The sequence below is a fragment of the Corynebacterium callunae genome (assembly GCF_046592015.1).
GTDB lineage: Bacteria > Actinomycetota > Actinomycetes > Mycobacteriales > Mycobacteriaceae > Corynebacterium > Corynebacterium callunae_A.
This window is the reverse complement of the sequence record NZ_JAWVOB010000003.1, coordinates 1-13,192: the sequence shown is the minus strand read 5'-3', so window position 1 is coordinate 13,192 and position 13,192 is coordinate 1. Positions and strand designations below refer to the sequence as shown.

11 protein-coding genes are annotated in these 13,192 nt (G+C 45.7%); 7 read left to right on the top strand and 4 right to left on the bottom strand.

Annotated features, from left to right (window positions below):
• Window positions 1–28: 28 nt before the first annotated feature.
• The 3 genes from SFC07_RS04540 to SFC07_RS04530 all read right to left on the bottom strand — a co-directional run bounded on the left by SFC07_RS04540 (window position 29) and on the right by SFC07_RS04530 (window position 3,394).
• Complete coding sequence (locus SFC07_RS04540; protein ID WP_411207266.1) at window positions 29–553, bottom strand: excalibur calcium-binding domain-containing protein; 525 nt, start codon at window positions 551–553, stop codon at window positions 29–31.
• 497 nt (window positions 554–1,050) lie between these two features.
• Window positions 1,051–2,145, bottom strand: coding sequence for an FUSC family protein (locus SFC07_RS04535; protein WP_411207051.1), 1,095 nt, complete (start codon window positions 2,143–2,145; stop codon window positions 1,051–1,053).
• A gap of 148 nt (window positions 2,146–2,293) precedes the next feature.
• Window positions 2,294–3,394: an alpha/beta hydrolase gene (locus tag SFC07_RS04530; protein ID WP_411207050.1), complete on the bottom strand. Its 1,101-nt coding sequence runs from the start codon at window positions 3,392–3,394 to the stop codon at window positions 2,294–2,296.
• A 564-nt stretch (window positions 3,395–3,958) separates the two neighbouring features.
• Between SFC07_RS04530 and SFC07_RS04525 the strand changes: the two genes are divergently transcribed.
• The 7 genes from SFC07_RS04525 (at window position 3,959) to SFC07_RS04495 (ending at window position 12,459) form a co-directional block, all read left to right on the top strand.
• Window positions 3,959–5,359 (top strand): polysaccharide biosynthesis tyrosine autokinase, encoded by a 1,401-nt coding sequence (locus SFC07_RS04525; protein ID WP_411207049.1) that lies wholly within the window; start codon window positions 3,959–3,961, stop codon window positions 5,357–5,359.
• Window positions 5,349–5,951, top strand: coding sequence for a low molecular weight phosphatase family protein (locus SFC07_RS04520; protein ID WP_411207048.1), 603 nt, complete (start codon window positions 5,349–5,351; stop codon window positions 5,949–5,951). The genes SFC07_RS04525 and SFC07_RS04520 overlap by 11 nt, the downstream gene beginning before the upstream one ends.
• Window positions 5,952–6,302: 351 nt before the next feature.
• A complete protein-coding gene (locus tag SFC07_RS04515; protein ID WP_411207047.1) occupies window positions 6,303–6,983 on the top strand; it encodes a sugar transferase in 681 nt (226 codons plus the stop codon).
• Between the two features lie 42 nt (window positions 6,984–7,025).
• Window positions 7,026–8,192 carry a glycosyltransferase family 4 protein gene (locus SFC07_RS04510; RefSeq protein ID WP_411207046.1) on the top strand — a complete coding sequence of 389 codons (1,167 nt, stop codon included), beginning with the start codon at window positions 7,026–7,028 and terminating at the stop codon, window positions 8,190–8,192.
• A 480-nt stretch (window positions 8,193–8,672) separates the two neighbouring features.
• Complete coding sequence (locus SFC07_RS04505) at window positions 8,673–9,935, top strand: O-antigen ligase family protein (RefSeq protein ID WP_411207045.1); 1,263 nt, start codon at window positions 8,673–8,675, stop codon at window positions 9,933–9,935.
• A gap of 330 nt (window positions 9,936–10,265) precedes the next feature.
• Window positions 10,266–11,132, top strand: a complete 867-nt coding sequence (locus SFC07_RS04500; RefSeq protein ID WP_411207044.1) for a glycosyltransferase family A protein — start codon at window positions 10,266–10,268, stop codon at window positions 11,130–11,132.
• A gap of 137 nt (window positions 11,133–11,269) precedes the next feature.
• Window positions 11,270–12,459, top strand: a protein-coding gene (locus SFC07_RS04495; RefSeq protein WP_411207043.1) for an IS3 family transposase whose coding sequence is annotated in 2 segments (ribosomal slippage) — window positions 11,270–11,537 and window positions 11,537–12,459 — 1,191 coding nt in all. Because the reading frame shifts where the segments join, the coding sequence is not laid out codon by codon here.
• A gap of 195 nt (window positions 12,460–12,654) precedes the next feature.
• On the opposite strand, the gene SFC07_RS04490 is transcribed toward SFC07_RS04495, so the two are convergent.
• Window positions 12,655–13,192: transposase (locus SFC07_RS04490; RefSeq protein WP_411207042.1), on the bottom strand; the 538-nt coding region annotated here is incomplete at its 5' end.

Below are 13,192 nucleotides of genomic sequence, written 5' to 3'. Positions count from 1 at the left end.
CCCAATCTTCCAGAACCTAAAACCCAAACTATCTAGGGCGTGATTCGCAGCCAATGCCGTCGCGGTCACGGTCGAGGTGTGCGCCGTAGCCTGGATCGCTTTGGCGGATGGACCTTCCCAGGACGTTCCATACTTCGGTGCAGTCTTTGTAGGTGCGGTTGGTCTGTACGGGAGCCGGCGCAGGAGCGACAACGTGGGGTGCGACGGCCTGAGGTGCAGGAGCGGGAGCGGGTGCTGGGGCAGGCGCCTGAGGTGCCAATGCTGGGGGATTTGGAATGATTCCTGGGAGGGGATTTGGGATCATGCGCTGTTGTACTGCCCAGTGCACTCCACCTGCGATAAGTCCGCCGACTGCAGCGATAGCTGCGATACCGAAGATGATGTCCCGGTCAGAGAGGTCGGAATCCTCTGAACTTCCTGAGCTTGTGCCGCTGCTCAGCTCAGATGACACGGAGGCGTCAGTGTCTGTGTCCACGGTTTGTGCCTGCACTGGTGAGATGGCGGAAAAGGCGATCGCGGTGGTCGCGAGCATGGTGATGATGGTTTTACGCATGCCAATCATCTTGGCACGAGCTGTCAAAATTATTACTATTTTCTGTCAGTGCTCCCCTTTTTCGGGTGTATAGGAGATGCTATTTTCCAGGCATCTAGCGCAGGCGCCCCGTCAAGCTACATGTCCGGTGCAAGCTTTTTGCTTATCGACGCCCCCCTCAACCACAATCCACCCAGCCCCGATACAACTTCAATTAGATATCAACCGCATTATATTTACCTCGCGGGGAACCGAAATTAGGTTGGGTTGGATGAAAACTCTTTACACACAATGCCGCCGACTGTTCATTATCTATGCAAGATGGAATTAATTTGAAAATCTTTGGGTGAAGTTGAATCGGAGTGTTTATACCTGGCAGGGATAGTGTCAGGCCCCAGCAACTGTGACGTAGCTGATTGGTTACTAAACACTCTTTTTCAGAAGCTTCTGTCTCAAAAGAGTTGCGTAATCCCACTTCCACGTATAGCCCGTAAGGGCTGTAAATGATTACGGGGAATTTAACTATTGTGCTCTTTATCTTCCGCTTTTCTGGTGGTCACAGCATCATCAACAAGCGTAGAAAGGTGAAACAAACTGGTGAGGAGAGAACCATAGATAGGCCATTTCTTTGAGGTTAATTGTTGATCCTCACTCATTTCACTTGAAAGTTTAGAGAGCCGGTCGCGGATAGGATCAACTTCCTGATTTGGATCTGCGAGCAGAGCTCCGGCATCGTGCATAAGGGATACCCACTGTTGTTGAAATACTGGATCCCAATCGGAATCTATATTCGGGGTATCACGAAGAGTGCGGGCAAGGTGGCGTAAATGAGCGATCCCTTCATCAATGCGGGTGAGGTTTGTTTCATAACTTGTTTCCGTAGGCTGGGGACGACCCCCTTGGATGCGGATTTTACGAGGATTAACCCGGCGGCTTTCGCGAGCGAACCGCACGGAGTGCCACGCTTTTTCTAGGTCATTGTTAATAGAGTTAATTTCTTCCAGCCACTCATCTGCATTGTTGATATTCCACTTTTCTGCAAGCTCATCGGCCATCTTTTGTAAAACCTCACCCATCCTCCGATCTAAGCTTCCTACCACCATGTTTGCCTCTTGGTCGCGTAAGGGAGGAAAGATGATGAGGTTGATGGCTATGGCAACAGCCACGCCGAGCAGGATCTCTAGAATACGGTCATATAAAAGGGGTTGTTGATCGTCAAACCCGGAGGCAAGAAGAAAAATGGATGTAGTAGCAATCCCTATTCCTTCCGCGCGGAGCTTTGGTACCCGTGCACCTATTAATCCTATGACCATTGCCAGGCCAAAAGTCCACACATTGACGTCCAAGTAGGTGCCTATGACAAAGGAAAGTCCAACTCCGAGGACAGAAGCAATTGCAGTCTGAATTCCACTGATAAAGGTGTGGTAGACGGTGAATTGCATCGTCATTAACGCTACCCAGGGAGCTAAAAAGGGTAGTTGGGAGTTGAGGAGGTTAACCGAAATCCACCACGTGACTGTCGCAGCAAGTGCTGATTTAAAAACTTGCAATGCATCTGATTGGACTGCGGGTGAGCGAATTTTTTCCATTAATGGGGTGGTTATTTCAGCCACGAGTCTCTCTTCGACGGGGATGGTTTTACAGAAGCCTATCCGAGTTCCTGTCGAAAAGCGCGAGCCTAGTATGGCGAGGCAATGAAGATGGCAAAACCGGCTGCCTTTTATGTCTAAAAGGCGGCCGGTTTTGCTGTTAAATCTGTTTCTAGGCTTCTAGCTCAAATGCACGAGCGAAGGTGGTCCAAGATCCGCGGAGGTCATCTTGCCACCATCCCCATGAGTGGGTGCCGGTTGGGCGAAGGTTCCAATCGGCAGCGATGCCAGCGGAATCGAGCTTTGTCTTTAGGTCGTGGGTACACATGTTGGTTGCAGCCTCGATGATGCCACCGGTGATGATGGTTTCACCCATTGCGATGGACTGAACCTGATCGGTTAGTCCCTCAAAGCGAGGGCTGTTGACAGACTCCCATTGACCAGCAAGGCCGGTTGCGTTAGAAATATAAAGCGCAGTGCCACGCAGCTTATCGGAGTTGATCAGAGCATCGTTGTAGATGTTGTATTCGCCACCACGAGCGCCCCACATCTGCTCTGGGGTTGCGTTGCCACGCTGGAGAGTGACCTTCAGGTATTCCCAAGGCAGGATGCTAGAGGTTGCAGCACATCCGGAGAAGGAACCAGCTGCATCGTAGAAACCTGGGAAATGCTGAGGCAGCAGTAGGGAAGAGGTGGCAGACATTGACATGCCGGCAATTGCGCGCTGGCCGTCAGTGTTGAGCTTGGACTCCAGTGGTCCTGGGAGCTCCTTAACGAGGAAGGTTTCCCACATTTGCTTGCCACCGAGGGAAGCGTTTTCCTCTACCCAGTCGGTGTAGTAGGAGAACTTGCCTTCCATTGGGATAACAACGTTGACGTCCTTCTCGAGGTAGAAATCAATAACGTCAGTCTGCATTACCCAGTTAGCAGCGCCTTCGCCACCGTCTCCACCATTAAGAAGGTAGATGATTGGGCGTGGACCAGCGGTTTCATCAGCCTTGATGACTACCAAAGGGACATCGCGGTCCATAGATGCGGAATATGCCCACATTTCTTGAACGCGGTCATTGTCTGCTGCATTGACATAAGCGCGCCATTTTGGCGCTGCCTGGTCGGTGTACTTTGCACCTTCGGTGATGGTGGAAGGTACTGCGTCAGCAGCAACAGCAGCTGGGGTTACCTCTGCAGCTCCTGCGGTGGTAGGCAGGGCAATGGTGGAAAGTGCAATGCCCAGCGCAATCGCTGGTGCTGCAATTCTGCGAAGAAGTTTCATACGTTTTCCCTCGTGAAGTTGTGGTCGGTAACCCTCTTTGACCATAAAAGTCAGGTTAGGACTTCAGGGTGTCACACCCACTCAATGACAATATAATCCAAAAACGGGCGTTCAGCCCGCTGTGCGACCTATATTTAGGAAAATTTAGGGCGCAGCTTTCAATTACATCGTGATACTGCTGAACAACGTTAACAGTTTATTGGGAATTTGGGAAAGAGCTTTTCAAAGAAGAAAGAAATAATTATATTCTTATGATTATGAATTTCAGAGTTGGCTAAATTGACAGGAAACTCTTAAAATCCCTGAGTGTTAACTAAGGAATTCATAAGTGTGGAACTTTTTGCTGAGATGTATGACAAGTAATTAAAAGTTGCACTGTGGGGTCGCGTGTTAACGGTTAAATTAATGTAACTGAGATTGGTAACTTTTTACCTTAAGCTAGCTTGTGATTGAAGTTTCATGGGAAATGCTTAGATACAAGGAGCAATCTTCCAGGGATCTCCATGTAAGCAAGTACTGAAATCGTCCTTATTAAAAGTATCTAGAGTTAGAGAGCTCCAAAATATGGAACTACGTGAATATGTGTCGATTTTGATGAAGAATTGGGTGCTGATTGTTATTGCAGCCACTCTTGGAGTGGCTGCGGGCGCGGGATTTTCTCTTATGTCAACTCCCGAGTATCAATCTAGGACGCAAATTTACGTCTCGGTTCGGTCTGGCGCTGGAACGACTTCTGATATGGTTCAAGGTGCAACATTTTCACGCCAAATCGTTAACAGCTATGTAGACGTTATTGATACTGGGGTTGTTTTGGATCCGGTCGTAGAAAAGCTTGGATTGAACATGTCTAGTTCAGAATTGGCAAGTCATGTGACGGCAGAATCTCCGACGGATACGGCTCTAATCAATATTACTGCTACTAGCCCTTCTGCAGAACAGTCTGCTGAAATTGCCAATGCAGTTGGCGAGAGCTTCAAGAACGTAATTCAAAATAATCTCGAGCCGAACGTACAAAACGGTATGAGCCCAGTGAATCTCACTACTACTCAAACTGCTTTGATACCGTCTTCTGCGGTTAGTCCCAACGTAATGTTGAATCTCATACTCGGTTTATTAATCGGTCTGACAGTTGGTATTTGTATTGCAGTTCTACGCAGCGTTTTAGATACCCGTATCCATTCGTTGCATGATGTCGAAGCCATTACAGATACACCTCTAATAGGTGGAATTATTGATGATTCAGACGTGGAGAAACAGCCTTTGACCATGAAGTCCAAGCCATATAGTCCAATGGCGGAGTCTTATCGCACACTGCGCACTAACTTGCAGTTCCTTAATGTGGACCAAGATTCCTCAGTATTTATTATTTCTTCTGCAAATCCAGGTGAAGGTAAATCCACCACGTCAGTGAATCTCGCTCTTGCTTTGGCGGAAGCTGGTTCTCGTGTCGCTTTGGTTGAGGCGGATCTTCGTTTGCCACGAGTAAGTAAATATCTTGGTGTTGAGGGCAATGCTGGACTTACTGACATCCTTATCGGAAAAGCTGAACTCAACGACGTCTTGCAACGTTGGGGTAGGACTAAGCTGCATTTCCTACCTTCGGGCCGAATTCCCCCAAATCCTAGTGAGCTTTTGGGATCAGATGCCATGAAGCAGGTTATTGCTGAGCTTGATGAGGGCTTCGATTATGTCATTATCGATGCTCCCCCGGCTCTTGCAGTAACCGATGCTGCCGTGATTGCTCGCTCTAATTTCGGAATTTTACTGGCCGTGGCTTCCGGAAGTACAAAGAAACTAGAGCTTGAAGCTGCCTTGGCAACCCTTGATCACGCGGGAGCGGAGGTTCTCGGTGTGATTGTTACGATGCTGCCGCCAAAAGCTGCTGCTGGATATGGATATGGCAGCTATGGCTATAGTGAAGAGTCGAAGGTAGATGCTTCTCTTGTGAGTGAAGATGAGCGATAAATTCCGAATTTTAATGGTTTGTACCGGAAATATTTGTCGGTCCCCGTTGGCAAAACAGATTCTGGAATTAGAATTTCAGGGGGTAGAACATTTCTCAGTTGACTCCGCCGGAATTCAGGCAATGGTGGGCCATTCTATGCCTGATTTTTCTCTTAAAATTGCACGTGAAAATGGTGTGCTTAACCCTGAGGAGCATGAGGCAAAGCAGCTTACTGAAGCCTTAATTATTGACTTTGATTTAGTTCTAGTAATGGACCGGGGGCATAGAAAATCAGTTGTCGAGCTAAGTCCTCGATCTACCCGTAAGGTTTTCACTGTCCGAGATTTTGCAAGACTAATTGAGGTAACTGCGCCGGCTGATTTAGCAGAAGAAGTTAAGCTTGCGGGAAATTCACCAAAGGCAAAACTGGACGCGGCAGTGGAAGCTGCCCGTTTGGGTCGCAGTGATCTCCTTCCTTTAGAAGACCCGGCAGATGAAGATATCATCGATCCTTTTGGGAAAAGCGAACAAATTTATGAAGAATCGGCTGCACAGCTCATACCTGTTGTAAAGGCCGTGACTTCATATTTAAAGGGTGCATTGGAGATCTAAGGACTAAAGATGTGCGTGAAACTCCTCGACGTCAGCAGGCATCTCGGTGGGCAGTTATTTCTATAGTAGCTCTTTTAATTATTGCGACTTTACTGCTTGTGTATATGTCAATTCAGCATGTCAGTAGAGATAGTTCAGGTAATGGATTTCAAGTTGTAAAGGCCGTTCAAGGGGAAAAATCCAGCGCTAGATTACGACACTAAATGTTTGGGGATAAATGCAATTGATCCCCTTGTTCATTGTTCAAAATTGTCTTTCTTCAAGATGTTGTGCATGTAGGAAGATTCTCATCAATAAAAATCTCAACTAAGTATTGCAATTCAGTGTCAAAGAACTAAGGATTAATCGAAAATGAAATCCCGAAGATTTTCAGAAAAGTTAAATGTCACAATTATCAAAAACAGGGGGAAGACTATTTATGAAATATTGGGCAAGCGAATTTTAGATATAATTGTTTCTGTCATCATCCTCATCGCAACTTCTCCGTTGATGGTTCTAGTCGCCGTTGCTATTCGTTTAGATTCAAAAGGGCCGATTCTTTTCCAGCAACAAAGATCCGGCATCGATGGGAAAGTGTTCATGCTGAAGAAGTTTAGGAGTATGACAGCAAACAACAATGTTTACGATGCTTCTCAAAAAGACGAAGTTACAAGGATCGGCAAATTTATTCGTAGAACATCTATTGATGAAATTCCTCAGTTAGTGAATGTACTTAACGGAGAAATGTCGCTCATTGGCCCTCGGCCATGGTTACCGGAATATTTTGAAAACATGAATGAAATTCAGCGCATGCGGTATTCGGTTCGTCCAGGACTTACAGGATTAGCACAAGCTCGGGGAAGGAATGCTCTAGGGATCATAGAGAAAATTAATTGTGACCTAGAATATGTCCAAAAGGTATCGCTAGTTGGAGATTTTAAGATTGTGTTCCTGACTCTAAAGACTATGTTGGATGAGTCTTCATTGGATATTGGTAAATTCGGAATTCAGGAAGAGATTGAATTTCTAAAGCGTCAGAATAGAACTTATTAGGATCGCTATTTTCTAAGCTTATGGCGGAAATTGGAAGAATTAATGAAAAGTAAATTTAAGCCGAAAACTATCGTAATTTCAGTTACCGTCGATCATGCTATTCAATACCATAAGGATCTTGCAAATGAGCTTATGGAAAACGGTTGGAATGTTCATTTCATTTCATCAGGTGGTTCAGCACTTAAATCGTTGGCAAGAGGTATTGAGACGCACGAAGTGAAGATGGAAAGAAATCCTTCTCCATTGAAAGACTTGAAAAGTTTAATCCGTTGGATCACTCTCCTCAAGGATATCCGACCGATCGCCGTTATTGCCGGCACTCCCAAAGCCTCAATGTTGGGAATATTGGCTGCAAAGTTCCTTGGAGTGCCTGTTCGAATTTATTGGGTGCATGGTTTGAGGTTAGAGACTGCCACCGGGCCTTTTCGTCTTCTACTGCTTGCAATCGAACGATTCACCGCGATGAACTCTACAAAATTACTTGCTGTAAGTATGTCCCTGAGAGAAGCACTTAAGAATTTGAAGATTTCTCAATCGAACAAGATTGAGGTTCTGGGACGTGGAAGTACGCAAGGAGTCGAACTTAGCATTTTCTCAAGGGAATTATCCGATGTTGAAAAATTTGAAAGCTTGTTAAGTCTTGGACTTGATCCAAAATTGCCGGTAGTGGGGTTTGTTGGTCGATTGACTGCGGATAAGGGAATAGCGGAACTTCGAGATGCTTTAATTTCTCTCTCGAAAAACGGTCTGCCAGTACAGCTCTTGTTAGTCGGTCCCATTGAAGACGAAATGGGATTAGCTGTTATAGAACAACTGAAAAATGAAGGTGTTAAACTCGCTGCGCCTGGACGCGTGAATGATGTTGCAACTTATTTCAAGTTGATGGATGTTTTTTGTCTACCATCATATAGAGAGGGGTTACCTAATGTTGTGCTTGAATCGTTTGCGTCCGAGGTACCTGTAGTTTCAACTTATATTACTGGTGTTATTGATTTGATTCGTCATGAAGAAAATGGATTGTTGGTTCCCATTAAATCTTCTGATCAGTTAGCTTTAGCTATCGAGCGGATCATCCTTAATCCAGCTTTAGCCAGTAAATTAGCATCTGCGGCCTTACAGGATGTAGAGCATTACTTCGATTCTAAAAAGGTTATTGAAAGTCAATTACGCTTTATCGAACTTGAAGTAGTAAAGATTTTGCAAAACTAAAATGCCTTGTGGAACTCAATAGATAGGAAATTATTGACGAGATTATTCATTATCGAAGTGATAGAATGGGGCTTACTCTATAGTTTGATCGTTGTTTTAATATTCTTCGCCATACCTGCCCCAAAATTCTAAGCATAAGCTAGGAAAAATGCCGTCGAAGGACTACCGATGGTCAGTTAGCGTTTGCTTGTAAGTAACGTTGGTATTAATTTACGTAAATTGAAGGAACCATCCCTAAAAATAATCTATACTTCAGAAGCTTTTGAACATTTTCAGAGCTAAATGAATTGGTGTGGAGATTTTTATTATCACCAATTCTTCGCAATGTGAAAGCTAAAACTCAGGATCCTGAAAAGAACAAGATCCTGAAAAGAAAATGCATTGATTGGGATCCAGCGAATTGGGACGTAATAACAAATGATCACAAGCAGACCTTATGATATTGAAGTTTTAAGATCACATCACCCAAAGGATCTATTGGTGGGGAATACGCAGATAATAATTCCTCTGGCGTTGATGGCTTTTTTTCTAAACCACGCATCTAGAGCTGTGGGTATGAATTTATCAATAGCTGATATTTTTCTATGTATTACTGTTATTCTTTTGGCAATTAGTTCTGATCTTTATATACCGAAGTTCAGTTTTATATTTGTAATGTTCCTGTTAGTAACAGTATTAGTAACTTCAATGATTTTTACCCCCATTCAATTTGGGGTTCAACCACAATTCGGCTCAATGATAGGCGGATTGATTAAGATAATTGTGGCTTTCTTGTATTTTATTGTAGGGGCGAGTGTATCAAGGCTCAACCTACATAGAGTTATTCTTAAATGGTATTCAATTGGAGCGGTAAGTATTGCGGCGATTGGAATTTTTATTTCGATGCTTGGACTGTCAGTATTCAAAGACGTTCTATTTTATAGTGGTCTAAGATTTAGAGGGTTTATGAATGACCCCAATTTTTATTCAACTTTAGCGTGTGCAGGTATCGCATACTTCGCATTTAATTCGTCAATAAATAAGATTGTCAAATGGGGAGCAATTTCAGTACTCGCATTTTCAGTGCTCTTGGCGGGTTCAAAAACTGGCTTGATAATCTTGGCGGTACTCGTGCTTTTGATTACTTTAACGAAGGCGTTACGCTCGAAGAATTTTATACCTTTAGGAATCTTGGTGATTTTATTCCTATTGGCATTTCCTTTCTTAAGCTCAATTAGAACTTACCTATTGAATTTAACGCTTTCAAACAAAGATAGATTTCCTCAGTTGGAAAGAATCTCAGTTTTACTCTCTGATGATCCTCTGAATGCCTTATCAGGCGATGGATCTACTCGAGAAGATTCTTGGCAACATGGAATCTCAATTATTAAAGAATCTCCAATTTTTGGTGTAGGGATTGGAACCTACACGGACGTAAATAAAGTCTTAAATTCCTCTCATATCCTCGCACACAATTCGTATATTCAGATTGCCGCTGAGTCTGGGATTATATTGACGGTAGTTCTTTTTACATCAATTGGTTTTTTGCTTTTTGCTTCAGTTAAATCTGGTAGCGCTCGCTTTGAGGATCAAGACATCGATACAGTCCGGGTAATGGTTATGGTGTTTTTAGTGGGGTCGTTGTCGTTGTCACTAAATAATGCAAGGATGTTTTGGGTATTTCTCGGCATTTTAAGTTATTTAATTGCTACCAATTCAAGACTTAAGTCCCCCAATAAACAAATAAGCTCGAAATCAACCTAAGATGAATTTTTCACCTCTAATGTTATTGAGAGTGCTAGGTAGAAAGATCTTTTATGTTTGCAACTTTTGATATTTGCATTAATTCAACCACACTTGATTTTTGGAGTATTGCTTCGTTCTAATAGTGGCCTGAAGCTACCAAAGTGATGGGAGATTAGTCTTCTGGCTAACTTTTGAGCTTCGGCCTTTAGAATTTTGAGTAATTTATCGTTCATAATTACAAACGAAAATAAACTGCTGCCATCATTCTGAGAAGCACTGCTTTCGAACTGTTTCCTTTATATGGTTTATGTGAATAGCAGAAATTACTAGCAGGAAGAAGAATAATTAATGAAATCCGTGGATTCGCCATCACTTGTTAGCATTGTCATTCCAACAATTAAGTTTGATCGCTACACTGAAATTTCTATTAGATCAATTCTTGAACAGACATATGACAATTGGGAAATAATTCTTGTGCTAGATGGTGCTCCTGTTTCGACAGTGCCTGATTGGGTGATTGATGATTACCGCATAGAGTTAGTTATTCACGAATTTAGGCAAGGTACTCCAAAAAGTCTAAATGATGGAGTTAAGGCCTCTCATGGTGAGTTGGTGGCTCGACTGGATGCTGACGATATTGCACATCCTGAAAGACTTGCAATTCAAGTTCGGTATATGGAGACAAATCCAAGTGTAGTGTGCGTTGGGACATCGACTTGTATCATTGACGAGAATGGAAAGTTTGTATCTGAGTTTCCAGCTCCTAAATATGAAGGCGATATAAGAGATCTACTCCTGATAAATAATCAACTTGTTCATTCTTCAGTTATGTATAGAAAAAAGAACTTCGAAGCAATTAATGGGTATAGCTTAATTATGAAGAGGGCTCAAGATTATGAGTTGTATTTACGTTTAGCTCGAACTGGTCAAATTGACTTCATAGATGCAACACTATGTGCATATCGGGTACATCTCGGGCAACATAGTCGAAAAACTTCCCCATTTTCTAATTATACCTTAGAAATATTGAAGCAACGAAACCACCTAGCAAAGTTTTTATCTAGAAATCGATTTGCTCAACTTCTGAGGAATATTATTTGGTATTTCGCGCAAATAGTACGATATTCAGGCTTAAGAAAACCACGATATATTGACAGCGGCTCTGATGTGAATGAGAATAAAAAAGATAGCAAATGGTTGGAGGCCTTTTTATAAATGAATGAGAATAAGTTTCTTTAATTTTTAGTTTAGATTTGTTCTTCTCGTGCTTTTAATTGTTCGGTTTGGGGTTACCCTCTTGTCGTGGACACCTAAACTAGCGGGGCCACCGTGCCCTGCGGAAGGATGTTCAGATGGGACAACGACGCCGATACACCGAGGAATACCGCCGCGACGCCGCGAGCCTGGTCCTCGATACCGGGCAAACGATCCGGGCGGTCGCCCAGCAGCTCGACCTCGGCGAACAACTGCTCGGTAGCTGGGTCAAAAAAGAACGCATCCGGCGCACCTCCACCGACACCGGACAGCCGTCACCGGAGGAGACGGCAGCCGAAATCGCCCGGCTGCGTAAGGAAGTCGCCGACCTGAAGGCAGAAAACGAGTTCCTGGGAAAAGCCAGCGCCTTCTTCGCCGCCAAGCAACAGCACCGGAACGGTTTGAGCTAATGGCGCAAGAGAAGGCGAACTACCCGGTCACCATGATGGCACGCGTGCTGGACGTATCCCGGTCCGGGTTTTACGCCTGGTCCAGGCGCCGGAACATTCTTGGTAAACGCCGTGCGCGTCAGCAGGATCTGGATGAGCAGGTCCGCTGGTTCCACGACCGTTCCCGTGGCACCTACGGTGCCCCGAGAATCACCGCTGACCTGCATGCAGCCGGTGTGGACGTGGATCGTAAAACGGTCGCACGGTCCATGAAACGCCAAGGCCTGGAGGGACTATCGACCAGGCCGTTTCGCGTGCCCGGACGCAAGAAGCAGGCGCAGTGCCGGCACGAGGATCTGTGTGAGCGTACCTGGGATCACGGGCGTCTCAACGCCGCCTGGATCACGGATTTCACTTACCTGCGCTGCGGCGAAGGCTGGGTGTATCTGTGTGCGATCCGTGACGGGCACTCTCGTCGGGTCATTGGGCATTCGATGGGGCCGAGGCAGGGCACCGATCTGGTGATCACAGCGTTGAATAACGCGCGAGCCACGCGCGGGCACCTGCCGGAGCAGGTGATCTTGCACGCGGACCGCGGTGCCCAGTTCACCAGCTGGCAGCTGGATGAGGCTGCCCGTGAGGTCGGTGTGCGGATGTCGATGGGTGAGACCGGGGTGTGCTGGGATAATGCGATGGCCGAGTCGTTCTGGGCGACGTTGAAGGTCGAGTATTTCTACCGGCATGCCTTCGCCACCAGGGTGGAGGTCTACGACGGTGTCAGTGAGTGGATCGAGGTCTTCTACAACCGCTACCGCCGGCATTCCGCCATCGGCTTTCTCAGTCCGGTGGCCTATGAATTATCGCTTGATCAGCCAGCTGCGGTGTTGGTAGCCGCTTAACTATCTGTCCACGACTTGCGGGCAAGCCCAGTTTTAGAGTTAAGGCGATAGGACTTTGACAAGTTCTCTAGTGAAGAATCGCTTTTTGTTTATAGGCGAGGAGCTAGAGTGTGATCACTAATTTCGGGTTTAGTCTAGATAATTCGGTAGGTGGATGTGTATAGCTGTCCTAAAACGAACTCCGAGGGTAGTCGGTTAGATCCGGTAGCCGAATTTGGTTGAACCGATGAAGGTTTCAAACGCGATGCACGTCAGTTCAAAGGCCTCTCGTTGACGGTTACTGCGCGGATTTCGCTTCGCCGCACACCCTTTCAATCGAGTTGTAATCCGGGGGGCGTACAGTGGCACCCAGATCAGGTGGACGCTTCCCAATCGATTGTTCTCACCGAGAAGCTCTCGGAGTGCTATCGCCTGGTGCCACGCTGAGTTGTCCCACACTATCGCTATCCTCTTGCCCGGGTAATGCTCCACCAGCGTGGTCAACGCGGCGATGATGTTCTCCGTGTTTTGGCAGTTCAGGCCTATCAGATCCACCTGCCCAGAAGAATTACTAAGGAAACTGATATACGACTGTGTCTGATGCTGGCGATCGACCTTCAGTGTGGTCGGGTGGGGCTTGTGTACCCAGTCTTTATGATCAATCGTTTCCTGCTCGACCCGGACCTCCTCGGCAGGAGAGATCATCCGGTCCGCGCTGGCCATTATCGGGGCTATCTCCTCGCGGATCTGGGGC